The sequence below is a fragment of the Mameliella sp. AT18 genome (assembly GCF_028807275.1).
Classification (GTDB): Bacteria; Pseudomonadota; Alphaproteobacteria; order Rhodobacterales; family Rhodobacteraceae; genus Antarctobacter; species Antarctobacter albus.
Genome location: NZ_JARAMO010000264.1, coordinates 1 through 18,458, shown reverse-complemented (window position 1 = coordinate 18,458; position 18,458 = coordinate 1). Strand labels below are relative to the sequence as shown.

Sequence of the window (18,458 nt, the reverse complement as noted above, 5' to 3'; positions counted from 1 at the left end):
CTTCTTGGCAAAAATACTCCGGGGGAGTCCCGCAGGGACGGGGGCAGCGCCCCCACCGATCTTTCGCAGAAAGATCGCCTCGGTTTCAGAAATCCAGGTCGGCATAATGGGCAGGCGGCGGGAACCCCGGCACCTGGTCGGCCAGGATGGCGCGGAAGGCCGGACGCGACTTGATCTTGGCATACCAGTCCTTGACCACGCTCGACCGGTTCCAGTCCACGTCAGAGATGTAGTCCAGCGCCGACAGATGTGCGGCGGCGGCGAAATCGGCCAGGGTCATGTTGTCGCCTGCCAGCCAGCGCCGGTGATCCAGCAGCCAGGCCATGTAGTCGAGGTGATACTTGATCGCCTTGGCCCCGGCCTTGACGTTGCCGCTGTCGGGGAATCCGGCCTTCATCACCTTCTTGTTGACCCGCTCGTACAGCAGTTTCGACGTGACCTCGTTGTGGAACTTGTCGTCGAACCAGCCGACCAGGCGGCGCACCTCGTAGCGGGCGTCGGCGGACCGCGGCATCAGCGCCGGTTCGGGGTATTTCTCCTCGATCCATTCGCAGATCGCCGCCGACTCGGCCATGATCTTGCCGTCGATGCGCAGCACCGGCACCTTTGCCGCCGGGTTGCGGCGCATGAAATCCGGGTCTTTCTCCCAGTAACGCTCCTCGACCAATTCGCATTCGATCTTCTTCTCGGCGAGGCTGAGACGGACCTTGCGGCAAAAGGGCGAGAGGGGGACGTGGTAGAGCTTGGCCATGACCTTCCAATGCCTGAGGGGAACCCCCTCTACTTGCCGTGAAAGCGGGCCGGGTTCAACGGGGTTGATCCGGGCAGGGGCAGACGCACTCGGTAATCCGCCCATTCAAGGCGCCTGAACCCTGTCCCGGCAGTCGCGGGGCGGCCCATTCAGGCCGCCCGCGTGCCTTATTCGGGGGCGGAACGGCGAATACGGTACTGGGTCTCGGGCGCGAAATCGCCTTCGATCACCGTTTCGCCGCCATCGGCCCAGCGGACCGCGATGCGCACCGCCTTGTCCGCGTCGCCCAGCCCGAAATGCGCCACCGGCGCATCGAAGGACATGAAACCGCCGCCAAGCTGGATTTCCTGCATCCGTGTCACGCCTTGCGAATCCGTCACCGTGACCTCGGCGCCGATGCCGTCGCGGTTGCCCTGCAGATCCTCGAAACTCACCGTCAGCGCCTTGTTGTCCTGCGCGTTGTTGCGGAAGACCGCCAGCGGCCCGTTCACTGTGTAGGTCACGATGTCCAGGTCGCCGTCGCCGTCCATGTCGAAGCGCGTCGCGGCGGCGGTCATCAGGTAATCCTCAAGCCCGAAGGGACCGGAGGATTCCACGAACCCCTTGCCGGTGTTGCGGAAGAACAGGTTCGACGGGCTGACCTCGTTCGGGACCCAGGTGCCGTTGACGATATAGACATCCTTCCAGCCGTCCTCGTCGAAATCGGCGATTTTTGTGTCCCAGCTCCAGCCGCCGATGTGCAGGCCCCAGTCCTTGGCCACATCCGCATAGCCGCCCGCGCCATCCGGCGTCAGCAGCACGTTGTAGTTCTTGATCTGCGGCAGGGCGGCATCCGCCTCCTGCGCCTCGATCGGGCGCGGCGGCTTGAAGTGCACCACGCAGTAGGAATGCGCCTTGACCTGGTCTTTGGGGATCATGTCGCAGATCGCGGCATCCTTGCGCTGGATCGCCAGGTCCTTGATCAGCATGGCCTTGCATTCCACCTGGTCGCGCCCGGTCAGTTCCTGGCAGCGGCTGGCATAGGTCGGGTCAAAGCTGTTGCCCGACTTGTACCAGGTCTTGATCGCCATGTTCTTTTCGCAGGTCGCCCGCAGGTCATCGCGCTTGATGATCGCGCAATAGTGTTCCAGCGGCTGCATCTTGAGGATGTTGGACACGCCCGAGGACCGCCCGGCGATCTGCGCCAGGTAAAGTTCCGGTGCGCCGTCGTTCATCAGGTCCGCCGTCTTGATCGCCATCGTCGTGGTGGTCGTATGCGGCATGGTTCCGTCCTGGTAGGTCACGGCGCGGAACCCGCCCTTGCCATCCCCCATGTAGAAATAGTCCGGAATCTCGAAGTCGTTGCCCAAAAGCAGGTCCTGGTTGCCATCCCGGTCAAGGTCTGTGAACAGCATCGACAGTGTCTCGCCGGGGATGCCGGGCAGCACGGTGTAGGATGTGCCCGTCAGCGCGCCGTCCTCGTTCCAGACCACGCGGTTGCGCGATTCCTCACCCGGGATGCGACGATACCATCCTGCGGACCAGTTCCCCAGGCCCAGGTCCAGGTCGCCGTCGCGGTCCGCGTCGCCGAAACTCAGCGCCATCGTCAAGAAGGTCCCCTCGGTGTTTTCCACCTTCTGCGGCGCACCGAACCCGTCGGGGCCGTTCATCATGACGAAATTGCCGCCCCGGTAGGTCGCCAGGAAGAGGTCACGGAACCCATCGTTGTCGATATCCACGATCGCCGCGTTGAAGACCGGCGCATTGGCCAGTTCGCCCAGGTCGATCTCCATCGGGGTGAACTGGCCGCTCCCGTCATTGGCGAACAGTCGCAGGCCCACCTCGGTCGAGGCGACCGCCAGGTCGATGTCGCCGTCATTGTCGATGTCGCCCGAGGCCAGGCTGCGGCCCTCCCAGAAGGGCGGCCACATGTCGGCCATCGTGAACTCGATCGGCTGGTCCAGCCCGATTTCCCAACCTTCAAGCCGGGTAAAGCCCCGGTCGGCGGCGGGCGAGGGATCTGCAAAGGGGCGCGGCTCGACGATGATGCGGGGCGCGTCTTCGGTGGTCACGGTCCAGGGATCGCCCTCGGCGGCCTCGGCGGCCCAGAGCAGGCGCTGCGGTTCCTGAACCTCGCTGGTCAGCAGGCGCAGCGCGCGGTCGGTCTGCCAGTCGTGGTAGTAATGCGCCCCGGCGCCTGCGAGGATGCCCAGCACGGCTATGCTGGCGCCCAGCTGGACGGCGGCCCGCATGCCCACGGATTGCGCGACGATGAAGAAGGAATAGATGCTGAAGCTGCCCAGGGTGAACAGCAGTGCCATCACGTAGCCGTGGCTGAGCCCGACCCCCAACAACGCCCCCGTGACAACCACGTCAAAGGCGATAGGCACCGGCAGAAAGACCCCGACAAGGCCGATCAGCACCAGCGCAACCAGGCTGAAGGCCAGTCCGGTGATCAGGTCCTGCGGCAGCAGCGTTGCGACCACGGCGCCCAGGATGCCTGCCAGCAACATCAGCGGCACGGTCATCTTGAAGATGTACCAAAGGTTCTTCAGGTAGCCGATGACCACGTCCTTGACGGCGTGGTGCACACCCGGCAACGGGGCTGGCGGCACGGTGGCCACGCGCTGCGCCGGGGGCAGCTCGGTTTCCGGCAGATTTCGGCAGATCAGCGGCACGACCACGAGGATGACCAGCAGGCTGAGCGCGATCTTGGTCACGGCCATGTAGACCGGCAGCAGGCTGAACAGCATGGTCAGCACGACCACGTTCAGTGTCGGCGAGGCGATCATGGCCGACAGGGTCGTTTCCGCCCTCAGGCCCCCGGAATACATCCCCCGTGCGATCGGTGCGGCACAGTTCACGCAGACGCCCAGCGGCGTGCCGATGACCAGGCCCAGGGCGCTGTTGGCGAAACTTCCCTTGAAGCTCTTGCGCCGCACATAGGGCGCGGCGGTCAGAAAGGCGGCGGCAAAGAGCACGCCGAAGGTCATGCCCTTCTTGTTGGTGTTGATCCAGTTCAGCGTCGACCAGAACATCCGCTCCAGCACGGTCATATCCTCGGTCAGGGCGAATTTCGCCTCGAAGCCCAGTGGGTCCTCCAACTGGATGGCGCCCGACATGATGGCCTTTTCCCCAAGCGCGGGGTAGCGCGATCCGGTCCAGAAGAGATAGGCCAGCACGACGACAATGGCCAATGCGAACCCCAGGCGCAGCCAGTCGGTGCGGGGGCTTTGGGTGTCCGAGATCATGTGTCCCTCTTGAATCCTGCCGACCTTCTGGCCGGTCTTTCACTTGGTGTTGCCGTGCCAGCCACAGGGCGTGGCCCGTGCACGGTGCATGCGGCGTGAAAACGCCCCGCCTGCGGGGGCAGACGGGGCGCGTGTCACACCCGTTTCATGGCGGAGGCACAGCCCCGCCCCCGGCTCAATCGACCTGGGTGGCCAGCGCTTCTTCCAGCACTTCGATCCGCTTGTTCAGCTGCGAAATGTAGATATGCGCGTGCTCCAGTTCGTTCAGCATGCCCAGGACCTTCTTGGTCAGGTCGTACTGGCCCGCCTCTGCGGTGGGGCCGACGTTGGGCAGGTAACCCAGGTCTTACATCAACTGCGCGCGGGCAGAGATCGGCAGGATATCGTAATCGGCGTCAAAAACCGCGTCACAGCCGATGGAACAGCTGCCCGTGGTGGTGATTGAGCCGGTGATCGTCAGGTCGCCGTTCGCGCCCAGCGTGAACTCTGCCGCGCCGCCGTTGCCGTTGATGATGAACCCGCCGCCGGCTGTGGCCAGCGCCCATTTGTCCGAGGTGTCGGTGTTCTGCATCCGCAGGCCCACCTCGCCGTTGTTGTCCAGTTTGATCAGGTTGCGCAGCGCCACCGACCCGTTGACCTCCTGGACATAGAGCGTCGCTGTGCCATCGGAGCGGCGCACATGCAGTGCCTCGCTGGGGGCGTCTGTGCCGATGCCGATCTCGCCGGTCGAATCGATGTAGAGGCTGTCCTCGGGGGCGCCGGGCTTGGCGCGGAAGAACAGGCGAGAGCCGTTGGTCACGTCGCGGATGAAGAAGTTGGCCTCGTTCGCGGCGATGTCGTAGACCTGAGGGGCGAACCCGTCCGACCCGTCCTGCTCGAGGCGCAGGGTGGGGGTGTTGCCCTCGACCACGTGGATGTCGACCACCGGCTGCGCGGTCTTGATGCCCAGGTCGCCATCGGCTTCGACGTAGAGAGAGTTGGCCGGCGCGCCGGCCTCGACACGGAAGGGGATGCGCCCGGTGCTGTCGTCCTGGAAGGCCAGGTAGTTCAGGCCGCCGTTGGAGCTGTCGTTGGCGACGATCTGCCAGTCGACACTGGGAAAGCTGCCGCTGTTCGACGTGTCCAGGAACTTGATCCGCAGGTTGTTTTCCTTCAGCCGCAGCGTGTCGAAGCCGAAGTTTTCGCCGTTCACGCAGTCGGTGCCGACGCACAGGCTGCCGTCCACGATCACATCATCGAGGAAAACCTGGTCAGCCGCGGCCTGCTGGCCGATCATCATGCAGGCGCCGAGGCCCGCCGCTGCAAGTCCACGGGTCGGGAAGCTGGCTTTGCTCATGTTCTTGTTCCTTTTGCGCCTTTGATGTCTTGAAATTCAGTTGTCGTCTTCGGTCATTTCGTCCGGGGTCGTTATGACGCCCCGCGAGACGATGAATTGACCGGTCAGGTAAAAGGATTCCGCGGCCATGTCGGATGCCAGGTCGCCGCGCCCGTTGTTCATCGGGTTCACGACCTTGACCTGCTTGTCCGTCGCCGCCGTCAGTTCGTAGCGATAAACCCCGTCCATCGCCTTGGCGCGGTCCAGCTCGAAGACCGGCGTGCCCGAAGAGGCAAAGACCGTCGTCACCTCACCCTGCGGAGAGACGACATCCAGCGTGGCATTGGTCAGGCCCAGCCAGTTCACGAACCAGAAAGCCGTCGAGTTGTGTTGCGCCACTGGATCGGCGGCCTGGGCCATGCCGGCCAGGCTGGTGGTCAGCGCGGTCGCGATGATGGGTATGTATCGGAAAATCCGCATATCTGTCCCGTGCAACGAAATCATGGGGCCGCGGCGGCACCGCGTCCCGTATCTGAGCGAACTATGCATCGTCATGTTACGTTTGGTCAAGGAAATCACGCGTTTTGCGTGTATTTCTAATTTTCGGCATCGCGCCACTCGGACCATTTCGCCTCAGCCCGTTTCTGGGCTTCGTTGACCTGGTCAGCGGTCATGCGGGCGCTCCATTGCGCGTTCAGCCCGGTGGCGCCGTCAAAACCGGCGGACCCGGCAAGGACAAGCCACATCTGCCCGATGACATAGTCCTGTGGCACACCCGAACCCCGGAAATACATCATGGCGAGGTTGGCCATCGAGGGCGCATGCCCGGCCTCGGCGGCCCGGCGCAGCAATGTGGCGGCCCGGATCGCGCTGCGCGGGTCTGTGGTGCCTTGCTGCAACATCATGAAGGCCAACTGGAATTCCGCCACCGGGTCGCCACTGCGTGCGGCCCGTTCAAGCACCTTCAGGCCCGCCTGGTCCGTGGGAGGAGGGGCCAGCCGGGGATCGTAGATCACCTGCGGCGATTGCGCGCCCTTCGTGCCGCCGCCTTCGCCGCCACGCCGATAGTACTGCATGGCAAGCGCGTCGCTTTGCGGAACGCCAAATCCGTTCTCGTAAAGGACGCCGAGGTTGGTCAGCGCCTGCGGCAGCCCCTGGTCCGCGGCGGCCTTGAAAAGGTCGGCGGCCCGTTCATAGTCCTGCGCGACGCCGTTGCCCCGGACATACAGCAACCCAAGGTTGTTGAGCGCGCGCAGGTGTCCCTGGTCTGCGGCCTGGCGATAAAGCCTTGCGGCCTCTTCGAAGTCCTGTGGTACGCCGGTGCCGTTCTGCAGCAGTACGGCCAGGCTGACCGCGGCCTCGACATGGCCTGCCTGCGCGGCCCTGCGATAGAGATCGGCAGCACGCGCCAGGCTGGCATCGTCAGTTTGCGTGCTTTCCAGAACCAGCCCCAGGTCGTGCAGGTGCTCTGCCGCGCCGCCCTTGGCCGCGCGTTCCAGCAGTTCGATCGCCCGGGGGATGTCGCGGGGCACGCCAAGGCCCGCATGGTGCAAGCGGCCAAGCCGGTTGGCGGCCTGCAGGCTGCCCGCCTCGGCGGCCAGGCCATACCAGCGCGCCGCCCGGGCAAAGTTCTGCACCACTCCGTCGCCGGTCTCGAACCGTTCGGCCAGCGCCAGCTGCGCGGCCATGTCCCCGGCCTCTGCCGCCGTGCGCATGGCCGCCAGCGGATCGGTCTGCGCCTGGACCGCGGGGCTGACCAGGGCCAGCGTGATCGCCAGCGCGGAAACGGCGGCGCGCACGGTCAATTCCCCCCGAGCGCCGGCCCGCGCTCTGCGTCGGCCTCGAACCAGGCGCGGGCGGCGGCCTGGGCCTGTGCCAGCTGTTCGGGTGTCATCAGGTTTCCCAGCACTTCGCGTTGCTCGGGCGCGTCCGGATGGCCAAAGGTGGCGGCGATGTTGTACCACTTGTGCGCCTCGACATAGTCCGGCGCGCCGCCGTGATCGCCGCGCGCCAGCAGGCCTGCCAGCGCGAACTGCGCCGGCCCGTTGCCCAGGTCGGCGGCCGAGCGCAGCAGGGCGACGGCCTCGTCCCGGTGCGCCTCGTCGCTGTCCAGCAGGTGCCGCCCCAATGCCGATTGCGCAGCGGGATCGTCCGCCTCGGCGCGGGCTTCCAGCCAGGTCAGCGCCTCGGCGTTCCCGGCCCGCAGCGCGGCCAGGACCCAGGGCACGGCGCGCTGCGGCGCGACGCGCCCGTCCAACTGCCCGGCGGCGGCCAGCCGTCCCAGCTCGACCCGGGCCAGCGCGTCGTCATCCGTTTCCAAAGCGCGGGTATAAAGCGCCACTGCCGTGTCGAAATTCGCCGTCACCCCTGTGCCCGTCTCGTACATGCGGGCCAGTGCCACCATCGCCCGGCCCAGTCCATGCTCTGCGGCCCGGCCGTACCAGAGGGCCGCCTGCGTCATGTCCTGTGGCAGAGTCTGCCCGGCGGCAAAGGCATAGCCAAGGTTGCTCATCGCGCCCGCGTCGCCGGCCTGCGCCGCCTGTCCCAGCCAGCGCAGCGCCTCTTGCGGATCGGCGCTCACACCGTCGCCGGTCAGGTAGCGCGTGCCCAGCATCCGCTGGGCCAGCACATGCCCCGATTCTGCGGCGCGGCGATACCAGTCCAGCGCCTCGGCGCGGTTGGTCACGGGCGTGTCGGCCGTATCCAGCAGGGTTGCCAGTTGAATCTGTGCATCCGCGATCCCCTGTCCGGCGGCGGCGCGCAGCCAGCGTATCCCCTCGTCGCGGTCACCCGTTTCGCTGTTGAGATGGATCGCGGCAAGGGCGAACTGCGCCTGGGCATGGCGCTGTTCGGCGGCGGCCAGCAGCCAGTTGTACGTGGCATCCGTGTCGCGTTCGACCCCGTCGCCGTTCTGGTACAGCAGGGCCAGCAGGTATTGCGCCTGGGCATCGCCACGCGTTGCAGCCCGGGTCAACAGCTCTGCCGCGCGGGTCGCGTCCCGTTCCGGCCCGCCGGGGACGTTGCTGAGGTAGAGCCGCGCCAGCAGGGTCGCCGCCTCGGCGTGGTTCTGTTCGACCGCCCGTTCCAGCCAGAGCGCCGCGCCCTTGGGATCGCGCGGGCCGCCGCGCCCCTCGATCAGGATGCGGCCATAGCGGTACTGTGCCAGGGCGGTGCCGGTCTCTTCGGCCAGCACCTTCAGCCCCTGCCGCACGGTCACGAAATCGCCCCGGTTCCAGGCCTGTTCGATCTTGGCCATCTCGGGCAGGTCCTGCGCCTCGGGAGGCGGGTCGGCGGCGTCCTGTGCTGCCAATGGCAGCGGGGACAGCGCCAGTGCGCTGGCCAGGACGGCAGAGAGGAAGGGGCGGCAAGAGGTGGTCATGGCGGCTCCGTTTCACGGGCAGGTCGTGGCGCCCGACCCTAACGATCCTGACGCGATGTGCGAGCGGTTTATGCGCCTAGAGGATGGTTTCGCGCAACAGCCACAGCAGGCCGGCACTGGCACAAAGCGCGGTGCCGAAGGGCAGCGGCAGGTCGCCTTTCGGCGCGCGGTGCCGCAGCAGGGCCGTGGCCAGCGCCATCAGCGCCGCGACCAGAACCAGCAGGGGCAACTGGGCGGGGCCGGTCAGCGCGCCAAGGCCTGCCATCAGCTTGACGTCGCCCAGCCCTAGCCCCTCGCGCCCGCGCAGGGCGGCATAGGCGATGCGCAGCGCCATGAAACTGCCCGCACCGATCAACCCGCCCGCCAGCGCCCACAGCAACGCCCCCTGCACCAAGGCCACGCCGAGGCACAGCGCCGCCAGCGCGGCTGTCAGGGCATCGGGCAGGCGAAAACTGCGCAGGTCGCTGACCGCCAGCGCCAAGAGCAGCCACAGCAGCAGGGCCGAGCACCAGATCTCCCACCCGGTGCCGCCGCGCAACAGGGCCAATACGGCAAGTCCCAGCGCCGCCAGTTCCATCAGCCAGAGCCAGCCGGGCACCGGCGCCCCGCAATGGCGACAGTGCCCGCGCAGCAGGGGAAAGGACAGAAGCGGCACCAGATCACGCAGGCCCAGCCGCGCCTTGCAGGCACGACAGTGTGACGGCGCCGTGACCACGTCCTCGCCGCGCGGCAACCTGTCCGCCAGCACCGCCATGAAGGAGCCGGCGGCAGGGGCTATCAGCAACAGGAAAAGGGTCGAAAAGACGTCCATTCCGGCCCTCCCTGCCGTGCATCCCGCCTGCGTGGCGGCGATTGTCTGCCCCGGGGTTCTTGGCTAGGATCGCCGCAAAACGTCAAGAGGCGCCTTGGGCGCAGGGGAGCATATGAGCGATACTTCACAGGCCGCGCCGCGCCGTCCCGCCGACGCGGGCTTTTCCCTGCTCGAACTCATGGTGGTGGTTGTCATCCTGTCGATCCTCGCGCTGGTCATCGTGCCACGCGTCATCGACCGGCCCGACCAGGCCCGTGCCGCCCGTGCGCAATCGGACATCGCGGCGATCCAGGCGGCGATCAATCTCTACCGGCTGGACAACTTCCGCTATCCGACCACCGACCAGGGGCTTGCGGCGCTGGTCAGCCGCCCCTCGTCGGATCCCGTGCCGGCCAACTGGGCCTCGGGCGGCTACATGGACCGCGTGCCGCAGGACCCCTGGGGCCGGCCCTACCAGTACCTGCAACCGGGTGTGCACGGCGATTTCGACGTCTTCACCTATGGCGCCGACGGCGTGCCGGGCGGCACCGGGGCGGATGCGGACATAGGCTCGTGGACGGGGGGCTGAGATCCGGCGACGCGGGGTTCAGCCTGCTGGAGCTGATGGTCTCGGTCGCCGTGCTGGCCGTGCTGGCAGTGGGCGTCGGCCTGTCGACGGGGGCGGCGGTGCCCGGCGCCGAACGCGACGCGCAGCGGTTCCAGCGGACGTTCGACCAAAGCTGGGCGCTGGCGATCCTGGCACGGCAGGAACAGGGGCTGGAGATCACGCCACGTGGCCTGACCCTGTCCCGGCACACTACCGACGGCTGGGACGAGACGCGGAGGCTCTTTGACTGGCGGGGGCAGGCGCGGCTGGTCTCTTCGACGCCGATGCCCGCAGGCACGCCGCGCATAAGGCTGCGCGCCGATGGCGGGACCAGCGCCTTTGCGCTGACCTTCTCGGGCGGGGGGGAGGTCTGGGGCTGTGCCAGCGATGGATGGAGCAGGCTGACATGCGCCCCCGAGTAGGCCGCGCCACACAGGGCCTGACCCTGCTGGAGCTGGTGATCGCCATCGCCATCCTGTCGCTGGGCACGATGGCCACGCTCAAGGCCACGGGACAGGCGCGGTTTGTCCTTGGTGGGGCAGCCCCTCGCGTTCTGGCGCAACTGGCGGCGGAAAACCGGGCCGAGGCGCTGCGCCTGCCCGGTGCCGTGGACCTGCCCGACACCGTGACCCTTGGGCCTTACCTGTTTCGCGTCGAAACCCGTCGCCGCGCCACCGCTGCCGGGCTGATCCGCGCCGACATCACGGTGACATCCTCCGAGGGGCCGGGGGCGACGCTTGTCACTTTCCTGCCCGGCGGAGGGGCACCGCGATGAAGGGCACGCGCGGGCTGACGCTGATCGAACTTGTGGTGGCAATGGCGCTGTTTTCGCTGGTTGCGGTGATGGGAATGCAGACCCTGAACGGCACCATCCGCACCCGCGACGCGCTGGGTGGACGGGATGACCGGGACCGGGCGCTGGCGGTCGCATTGGCCCTGTTGCGCAGCGATCTGGACCGCGCCGCGCCGATGGTGTTTCACGCTCCGGACGGCCCCCCGCAATCGGCGCTCACCTTCAATGGGAGCGTCCTGGCTTTGACGGTTTCGGCGCTGGACGGCACAACCGCGCCTTTCCAGCGGGTCGAATGGCGATATGACCGGGCGACCGGCGGACTGTCGCGCGCGTCCTGGCCGGTGTCTGCCCCAGCCAGTGCCGCGCAGCGCAGCCCCGACCGGGTGTTCCTGACCGGGGTCGAGAGCGTTCGCCTGCGCAGCTACTGGGAGGCGCAGGGGTGGGTCGAGGGGGCAGGCGGCGGGCTGATCGGCCCCGCAGCCGACGCTCCGGATGCCCTGGACGAGGATCGCACCTTTGCCCGCGTCGCCAATCTCTATTCCGATGCCCTGCCAAGCGCAGTCGAATTGACCTTCAACCTCGACGGGCTTGGAGAGATCCGCCTGCTGGAGGCGCTGCCATGAGTGCGACGCGCGGATCGGTCCTGGTCAATGCGCTGGTGCTGGTGGGGGCGCTGGCGGCCGTGGCGACGGTGCTGCTGGTGCGCGCCGGGCACAGCGTCGAACGCCAGCGTGCCTGGCAGGGGGCCGCGCAGGCAGAGGCCTATCTGGACGGGGTCGACTCGCTGGCGATTTCGCTGCTGCAAGGCGATCCCGGCCCCGCCGACCACGCGCAAGAGGCCTGGGCCCAGCCGATCCGGGATGCCGAACTGGATCGGGCGCGGGTCAGCGGCGGGATCGCGGATTTGCAGGGGCGGTTCAACGTCAACTGGCTGGCGGTGCCAGAGGACGTGCAGGCGCATGAGGCATTTGCACGGCTGCTGGGCGGGCTTGGCCTGCCACAGGAGACGGGCCGCGCGATCCGGGACTTCCTCTCCCCCGGCGGCCCGGCCGATGCGGCGGCCTATGCCGCGATGCGGCCAAGGGGCGGCCCGATCAAGGACCCCGCTCAGCTCCGGGCCATTCCCGGCCTGACGGACCGGCAATTCGCCCGCCTGTCGCCGCTGATCGCGGCCCTGCCCAGCGACACGCGGCTGAATGTGAACACCGCCCCGCCCGAGGTGCTGGCCGCCTGGCTGCCACAGATGACCGGCGCGCAGGCGCGGGCGTTGGTGGCGGCGCGTCAGCGCAGGCCATTCGGTTCAGTCTCGGACCTTTTGCTGGCCTTGCCGCCCGCAACGGCGGCCGAGGTCGACGACACGCGGCTGACCGTGGGCAGCGACTGGTTCATGGCCCGCGCCACGGTTGACTTCGAGGGGCGGCGCCTGTCGCGGCGCACGGTCTTGTACCGCCAGCGGCTTCCCGTCGGGGTGCGGGTCGATTATCGTTTGCCGGATGGCTGATTTGGCAGAGTTTCCCTTACCGCCGGACGACCCCGGCCTGGCCACCGCGCCTGTCGGTGGTCCCGTTCCGCGCGGGCGGTACGTCGCGCTTGTGCCGGGCGAGGCGGTGCCGCTGGTCACGCTGGACCTGCCGGGCCGGTTGCGCGGTGTTGCGCGCGAACAGGTGGCACAGCGGCAACTGGCGGACCTGCTGGGGCCAGAGGCCGGCGCCTTGCAGATGCGGCCCTTTGCGCTGGACGGCAATGCCGAGGGCTGGACCCGCGTCCTGGTGGTGGACCGCGCGACGCTGGAGCGCTGGCGCGGGCAGGTGGGCAAAGGCTGTGTCGCGGTGCTGCCCGACTACCTGGCGCTGCCGGTCGACGAGACATGCTGGACCGTTGCGGGAACACCCGACCGACTGCGCGCGCGCTTTGGTCCGGCGGATGGCGTGACCACCACCGAGGCTGCGCTCTGTCTGCAGGCCGAGGCGATCATCGCGCGGGACGGTGCTCCGGAGCGTGTCCACCGCTATGGCCCGCCCTTGCCGGAGTTCGAGGCCTGGCTTGCCGCGCGGGACATTCCCGTGGTTGCGGGGGCGCCGGACAAGCGGGTGGACCTGCGCGCCTTCTCGCGCGGGGAAACTGGGCTGGACCTGCGGGCCGACCCGCAGGCCGCACGCGGGCGGCTGCGCCGACAGCTCTCCGCCTGGCGCTGGCCGGTCCTGACCGGGGCCGTGGCCGCCGGGCTCTGGGCCGCGGCGCAGATCGCAGTGATCCGCGCCACCGAGGCGGAGACCGCCGCACTGACCGCCCGCGCGATGGAGCTGACGCGGGCCGAATTTGTCACCTCCGGGCCGATCCTCGACATGCGGGTGCAGATCGCCCGTGCGTTGGCCGAGCAGCGCAGCGCGCTGCGCGCCCGCAGCGGGGACAGTTCTCCGCTGGATCTCTTTGCCGGGGCGGCGCCTGTCCTGTCCGGTGCGGGGGTGCGTCTGGACACCGTGGCCTGGGCGCCGGACGAGGGGCTGCAACTGGTGCTGGAGATGGGCGATTTCGCGGCGGTCGATGCGCTGGTCGACAGCCTGGCCGCCGAGGGGCTGCGGATCACCGTGCGCGACGCGCGGCTGGGCGGAAAGGGGGGCGTTATCGCCGACCTGACGATCCGGGAACCGGAGCAGGGCGGATGACCGGGCGCATGGTGGAACATCTCTTGCGCCTGACGGGGCGGGAACGGCTGTTGCTGGGGGTCATGGCGCTGGTGCTGATGCTGGGCGCCGGGGTCGGCCTGCTCTGGCCGCTGGCGGAACGGCGCGCGGCTTCTGTCGCGGCGCTGGAAGAGGCCCGTGCGCTAAATGCCTGGGTCGCGGCGCGGGCCGAGGATGCCCGGTTGCTGCGCTCGGCCGCCGGGCCGGGACCGGCAGAGCCGATCGGGCTGGCCGCGGTGCAGCGCAGCCTCGACAGCGCGGGGCTGTCCGGCAATGTCGCCACGCTCTCGGCGCGGCAGGGCGGCGGGATCGAAATGCGGTTCGCGGCGGTCAGCTTCGACGTGTTGATCGGCTGGCTGACGCAGGTCGAACCGGTCTGGGGCTATCGTTTCGCGGGCTTCCGCCTGGACCGTGGCGCGGAACCCGGGCTGGTGGATGCGCGGATCGAGGTCCTGCCCTGAACGCCTATTTCTGGCCGATCTTCGGTTCCGTCCCGGCGCGCAGCCGGGAGAGGTTGGCCGAGTGCCGCCACCAGACCAGCGCCGCCAGCAGGACCGCGCTGACCAGCAGGTCCGCGCGTCCGGTGATCAGCATCCAGACCGGCGCCCCCGCCGAGGCGGCCAGCGCCCCCACCGAGGAAATGCGCGACAGGTAGGCCGCCGCCGCCCATGTGGCGCAGCACAAAAGGCCGATGGGCCAGGCCAGCACCAGCATCAGGCCAAGGAAGGTCGCCACCCCCTTGCCGCCCTTGAAGCGCAGCCAGACCGGAAAGCAATGGCCGAAAAAGGCCGCGACACCCGCCGCCTGCACAGCGATGCCGTCCGCCTCGAAGGCGCGGGCGATCAGCACCGCCGCCGCCCCCTTGCCGCCGTCCAGCAGCAGGGTCGCCAGTGCCGCCCCCTTGTTGCCGGTGCGCAGCACGTTGGTCGCGCCGATGTTGCCCGACCCGATCTGGCGCAGGTCGCCCAGGTTCATCGCCCGGGTGATCAGCACGCCAAAGGGGATCGACCCCAGCAGGTAGCCAAGCGCGGCCCAGAGGATCACCATGCCGCTCATGCCTCGAACACCCGCGTGCCGCCGACCCATGTGCCCAAGACCCGGCCTTGCAGGCGGGCACCGTCAAAGGGCGTGTTCTTGGATTTCGAGCGCAGCTTGAACCGGTCCAGCACGATGGGCTTGTCTGCGTCGAACATCACCAGGTCGGCGGGTGCCCCCGCTGCGATCCGTCCGCAATCCAGCCCCAGCCGTTTCGCGGGGTTCAGCGACAGGGCGCGGAACAGCGTCGGCAGATCCAGTTCGCCACCATGGTATAGCCGCAAGAGCACCGGCAGCATGGTTTCCAGCCCCACGGCGCCGCTGGCGGCCTCTTCGAAGGGCAGGCGCTTGCTCTCTTCGTCCTGCGGGCTGTGATAACTGCCGATGATGTCGATCAGCCCGGTACGCACCGCCTCGACCACCGCCTGCCTGTCTTCCTCGGAGCGCAGCGGCGGTGTGACCTTGAAGAAGGTCCGGTAATCGGCCACGTCCATCTCATTCAGGGTCAGGTGATGGATGGACACCCCGGCGGTGACGTCAAAGCCGTTGGCCTTGGCGCGTTCCAGTGCGGGCAGGGCGCGGGTGGTGGTGATCTTGTCCGCGTGGTAGCGCACGCCCGTCATCTCGACCAGGGCGATGTCACGGTCCAGCCCCATGCGTTCCGCCATCGGAGAGACCGAGGGCAGTCCGCGCAGGCTTGCGAATTTTCCGCTTGTCGCGGCGGCCCCCTGCGACAGGCCCGGATCCTGCGGGTGGCCGACGACCAGCGCATTCAGCGAGCGGGCATAGGTCATCGCCCGGCTGAGCACCTTGGTGTCACTCACCACGTTGTTGCAATCGGTAAAGGCCACGGCCCCGGCATCCAGCAGGAACCCGAACTCCGTCATCTCGCGGCCCTGCCGGCCCTTGGTCAGCGCCGCCATCGGCAGGACGTTGACCGGCGTTTCCTCGATCGCGCGGCGGCGGATGAACTCCAGCGTTTCCGGCGTGTCGATGCAGGGCTGCGTGTCGGGGCGCGTGACCATCGTGGTCACCCCGCCCGCCGCCGCCGCCTGACCGGCGCTGCCATAGCTTTCCTTGTGCCGCTCGCCGGGTTCGCAGACCTTCACCCCGATGTCGACGATGCCGGGCGCCAGGAAGGCATTGCCCGCGTCGACCCGATCCGGCTGGATGTTTCGCGCGCGAAACATGCCTTCAAAATCAGTGCCTTGCGTTAAGATTTCGGTAATCTTTCCGCTTTCGATCAGGAGCGCGCCGGAGGTGATCTCCCCGGCTTCGGGGTCGATCAGGCGGGCGTTGTGGATCAGGGTCTGGGTCATTCTTGGCCTCTCGGGCGGGCGGCCTCGATCCGGGCGATGGTTGCCTGCGGATCGGCCTGGAACTTGATCAGGTGCTTGTCGCCGGTTTTCGTGACGATCTGGACGGCGGCACCGATGGCGCGGATCTTCTCGACCTGGTCCAATGGCACGCGGCGCTCGCCGGGGCCTGCAAGTACGCCATCCTCCAGCCGCCAGGCATGGCCCAGTTCCTCGTCCATCAGGTACCAGCCGCGCAGGGCGACGGCGGCCAGCCCGCCGATGGCGCCGGTCCAGACATGCGCGTTGCCGAGCGCCCAGAGGATCGCCATGCCAAGCGCCATTGCAATGGCGGCCATGATCCAATGGGTGCGGATATAGGTGGCGCGGTCGGGGGTGAAGGTCATGTCCGGCCCCGCTGGATGCCGCGCATCAACCCGTAGACCTTGCGCGCCTCGTCGATGTCATGAAAGCCGATGCGGGTCTCGTAGCTGCCCTTCTTGCCGCGCCGCCATTCCGAGGCGAAAATCACCGAGCCCGGGATGCCATCCTCCAGCGTCAGCTGGTTGTCCGGGGTGATCGCGTAGCTTTTCAGCTGCTTTCCCTTCAACGGCAGTTCGGTGGCGATGAAGGCGCGGGTGTCTGTTAGCGTGTACCAGGTGTGGCGGCGCAGGTAGGGGCGGCCCAGAAGCGGCCAGCAGATGATCCCGAGACCGACCATGAAATGGATCATGCCGAAGACCCAGAACAGCCCGCCCACGCCGGAGACAAGCGCCATCCAGACCAGCGCGAAACCGGCGAAAAACGTGCCGAAGACCATGAGGAGGATATCGCCGATGCCCAGCCGGATGCGGGCACCGGGACGGCCCTGCCAGAGGATCGTCTCGCCCGGGTCGAGCAGCCCCTCCCACCCGCATTGTGGGGCCTGGTCCTGCACGTTCATCTCACGCCTCCCATCTCATACCAGCGCCAGCCAGAGCACCAGCGCCAGGATCAGCGCGACGGCGGCGAGGATGAGTTTCAGAAGGGGCGAGTTGCCGCTGCTACGTCGCGCGGCGGGCTGTGCGCCACCCTGGCCCCGGGCCGCCCTGGATACCGGGTTGGCGCCGCCTGCGGTGGGGCGCGCCTCGCCGTAGCTGCCAACGAGGGTCAGCGGCGGCGCGATGGTCAGCTCCTGCGAGGTGCCGTCAAAGGCCTGCGGCGGCAGTACCACCGCATGTCCCTTGAGCCTGTCGATGCGTGCGCGGTCCTTTTCCAGCGCGCAGGCAGGCACGTCGTAGGCCGCCGAGAGATACTGCGAGAGCGTCATTTCGCCCAGGTCGCGGATCGAAACCACGTCGACAAAGCTTTCGCGCAGGCGCGTCGCGCCAAGCGCGTATTTCAGCGGCCATTCACCCGTACCCGCCATCTGCGTGAAACGCTCGACCGCCTCGGGGGGCAAGTCGAGATGGGTGAGGTAAAGCGTTGTGCGGTCAGACCCGTTGACCTGCACCCTGGTCATGTCATCACCTCGGTCGGACGGGCGCGCAGGTTGCGGGCCAATAGGTCCATCGCCGCCATGCGTACGGCGACACCCATCTCCACCTGGTCCTGGATCACGCTGCGGTTGATGTCATCGGCCAGGGTGCCGTCGATCTCGACACCGCGGTTCATCGGGCCGGGGTGCATGACGATGGCGTCTTCCCTGGCGTGGCTCAGCTTTTCGGCGTCCAGCCCGTAGCGGTGGTAGTACTCGCGTTCCGAGGGGATGAAGCCGCCGTCCATGCGTTCCTTTTGAAGGCGCAGCATCATGACCACGTCCACGTCCTTCAACCCCTCGCGCATGTCGTCGAAGACCTCGACGCCAAAGGCGTCGATGCCCGAGGGCATCAGGGTCGGCGGGCCGATCAGGCGGATGCGGTTTTCCATCTTGTGCAGCAGCAGCAGGTTGGACCGCGCCACGCGGGAATGGGCGATGTCGCCGCAGATGGCGATGGAGAGCCGATGCAGCCGCCCCTTTGCCCGGCGGATGGTCAGCGCGTCAAGGAGCGCCTGGGTGGGATGTTCGTGCCGCCCGTCCCCGGCGTTCAGCACCGCGCAGTTGACCTTTTGCGCCAGGAGATCGACCGCGCCGGAATGCGGGTGGCGCACCACCAGCAGGTCGGGGTGCATGGCGTTCAGCGTCATGGCGGTGTCGATCAGGGTTTCGCCCTTCTTGATGCTGCTGGCCTGCATCGCCATGTTCATCACGTCCGCGCCCAGCCGTTTGCCCGCAAGTTCGAAACTGGCTTGGGTGCGGGTGGAATTCTCGAAGAACATGTTGATCTGGGTCAGCCCGGCCAGCGCATTGGCGTGCTTGTCGCGGCGGCGGTTGAAATCGACATATTGATCGGAGAGGTCGAGGATCGTGGTGATCTCGTCCGGGCGCAGGGGCTCGATCCCCAGCAGATGGCGGTGGTCGAAGCGCATTCGGGTCCCTCGGTGGCGTTCTGGACCTTTTATGTAGGGTGCCGTTGCGGGGCAAGGCCCCCGGCAGGCCCGAGGGCGCGCCGCGTGGCGATGTTGCGTGGGGGTATTTTCGCCAAGAAGAAACAGGGGCG

At 67.8% G+C, this 18,458-nt stretch carries 20 protein-coding genes; 7 read left to right on the top strand and 13 right to left on the bottom strand.

The annotated features are described in order from the left end of the window. Window positions 1-85: 85 nt before the first annotated feature. The 7 genes from fzlA to PVW46_RS22100 all read right to left on the bottom strand — a co-directional run bounded on the left by fzlA (window position 86) and on the right by PVW46_RS22100 (window position 9,486). Complete coding sequence (fzlA, locus tag PVW46_RS22130; RefSeq protein WP_069209385.1) at window positions 86-751, bottom strand: FtsZ-binding protein FzlA; 666 nt, start codon at window positions 749-751, stop codon at window positions 86-88. A gap of 167 nt (window positions 752-918) precedes the next feature. Further along, window positions 919-3,981, bottom strand: coding sequence for an FG-GAP-like repeat-containing protein (locus PVW46_RS22125; RefSeq protein ID WP_069209384.1), 3,063 nt, complete (start codon window positions 3,979-3,981; stop codon window positions 919-921). Between the two features lie 346 nt (window positions 3,982-4,327). Then, window positions 4,328-5,317, bottom strand: a complete 990-nt coding sequence (locus PVW46_RS22120; RefSeq protein ID WP_274577671.1) for a hypothetical protein — start codon at window positions 5,315-5,317, stop codon at window positions 4,328-4,330. Between the two features lie 36 nt (window positions 5,318-5,353). Beyond that, the gene (locus PVW46_RS22115; protein WP_043141559.1) at window positions 5,354-5,776 is read right to left on the bottom strand and encodes a hypothetical protein; all 423 of its coding nucleotides are present in this window, start codon (window positions 5,774-5,776) and stop codon (window positions 5,354-5,356) included. Between the two features lie 116 nt (window positions 5,777-5,892). After that, entirely contained in the window at window positions 5,893-7,095 is a 1,203-nt protein-coding gene (locus PVW46_RS22110; RefSeq protein ID WP_052244483.1) for a tetratricopeptide repeat protein, read from the bottom strand. 2 nt (window positions 7,096-7,097) lie between these two features. Beyond that, entirely contained in the window at window positions 7,098-8,675 is a 1,578-nt protein-coding gene (locus PVW46_RS22105) for an SEL1-like repeat protein (RefSeq protein WP_069209382.1), read from the bottom strand. Window positions 8,676-8,751: 76 nt separating this feature from the next. Next, complete coding sequence (locus tag PVW46_RS22100; RefSeq protein WP_069209381.1) at window positions 8,752-9,486, bottom strand: prepilin peptidase; 735 nt, start codon at window positions 9,484-9,486, stop codon at window positions 8,752-8,754. Window positions 9,487-9,598: 112 nt separating this feature from the next. Between PVW46_RS22100 and gspG the strand changes: the two genes are divergently transcribed. Genes gspG through PVW46_RS22065 form a run of 7 tightly spaced genes read left to right on the top strand, consistent with a single transcriptional unit; the run spans window position 9,599 to window position 14,010 of the window. After that, entirely contained in the window at window positions 9,599-10,054 is a 456-nt protein-coding gene (gene gspG, locus PVW46_RS22095) for a type II secretion system major pseudopilin GspG (RefSeq protein ID WP_069209380.1), read from the top strand. Further along, on the top strand, window positions 10,039-10,494 hold the full coding sequence (locus PVW46_RS22090) for a prepilin-type N-terminal cleavage/methylation domain-containing protein (RefSeq protein ID WP_069209379.1): 456 nt from the start codon (window positions 10,039-10,041) through the stop codon (window positions 10,492-10,494). The genes gspG and PVW46_RS22090 overlap by 16 nt, the downstream gene beginning before the upstream one ends. Continuing rightward, window positions 10,479-10,847 (top strand): type II secretion system protein, encoded by a 369-nt coding sequence (locus PVW46_RS22085; RefSeq protein WP_069209378.1) that lies wholly within the window; start codon window positions 10,479-10,481, stop codon window positions 10,845-10,847. Before PVW46_RS22090 ends, PVW46_RS22085 begins: the two co-directional genes overlap by 16 nt. Beyond that, window positions 10,844-11,488 (top strand): type II secretion system protein GspJ, encoded by a 645-nt coding sequence (locus tag PVW46_RS22080; protein ID WP_069209377.1) that lies wholly within the window; start codon window positions 10,844-10,846, stop codon window positions 11,486-11,488. Before PVW46_RS22085 ends, PVW46_RS22080 begins: the two co-directional genes overlap by 4 nt. Next, window positions 11,485-12,366: a type II secretion system minor pseudopilin GspK gene (gene gspK / locus PVW46_RS22075; protein WP_069209376.1), complete on the top strand. Its 882-nt coding sequence runs from the start codon at window positions 11,485-11,487 to the stop codon at window positions 12,364-12,366. Before PVW46_RS22080 ends, gspK begins: the two co-directional genes overlap by 4 nt. Next, window positions 12,359-13,531 (top strand): type II secretion system protein GspL, encoded by a 1,173-nt coding sequence (gspL, locus tag PVW46_RS22070; RefSeq protein WP_083242271.1) that lies wholly within the window; start codon window positions 12,359-12,361, stop codon window positions 13,529-13,531. Before gspK ends, gspL begins: the two co-directional genes overlap by 8 nt. Then, on the top strand, window positions 13,528-14,010 hold the full coding sequence (locus PVW46_RS22065; protein ID WP_069209374.1) for a type II secretion system protein M: 483 nt from the start codon (window positions 13,528-13,530) through the stop codon (window positions 14,008-14,010). The genes gspL and PVW46_RS22065 overlap by 4 nt, the downstream gene beginning before the upstream one ends. Before the next feature lie 4 nt (window positions 14,011-14,014). On the opposite strand, the gene plsY is transcribed toward PVW46_RS22065, so the two are convergent. The 6 genes from plsY to PVW46_RS22035 are packed head-to-tail and all read right to left on the bottom strand — an operon-like array spanning window position 14,015 to window position 18,327. Then, a complete protein-coding gene (gene plsY / locus PVW46_RS22060) occupies window positions 14,015-14,605 on the bottom strand; it encodes a glycerol-3-phosphate 1-O-acyltransferase PlsY (protein WP_069209373.1) in 591 nt (196 codons plus the stop codon). Next, the gene (pyrC, locus tag PVW46_RS22055) at window positions 14,602-15,903 is read right to left on the bottom strand and encodes a dihydroorotase (RefSeq protein ID WP_069209372.1); all 1,302 of its coding nucleotides are present in this window, start codon (window positions 15,901-15,903) and stop codon (window positions 14,602-14,604) included. Before pyrC ends, plsY begins: the two co-directional genes overlap by 4 nt. After that, entirely contained in the window at window positions 15,900-16,286 is a 387-nt protein-coding gene (locus tag PVW46_RS22050) for a hypothetical protein (protein ID WP_043141585.1), read from the bottom strand. The genes pyrC and PVW46_RS22050 overlap by 4 nt, the downstream gene beginning before the upstream one ends. Next, the gene (locus PVW46_RS22045; RefSeq protein WP_069209371.1) at window positions 16,283-16,822 is read right to left on the bottom strand and encodes a hypothetical protein; all 540 of its coding nucleotides are present in this window, start codon (window positions 16,820-16,822) and stop codon (window positions 16,283-16,285) included. Before PVW46_RS22045 ends, PVW46_RS22050 begins: the two co-directional genes overlap by 4 nt. Window positions 16,823-16,837: 15 nt before the next feature. Next, on the bottom strand, window positions 16,838-17,380 hold the full coding sequence (locus tag PVW46_RS22040) for an aspartate carbamoyltransferase catalytic subunit (protein WP_069209370.1): 543 nt from the start codon (window positions 17,378-17,380) through the stop codon (window positions 16,838-16,840). Then, on the bottom strand, window positions 17,377-18,327 hold the full coding sequence (locus tag PVW46_RS22035) for an aspartate carbamoyltransferase catalytic subunit (RefSeq protein WP_069209369.1): 951 nt from the start codon (window positions 18,325-18,327) through the stop codon (window positions 17,377-17,379). Before PVW46_RS22035 ends, PVW46_RS22040 begins: the two co-directional genes overlap by 4 nt. Window positions 18,328-18,458: the final 131 nt, after the last annotated feature.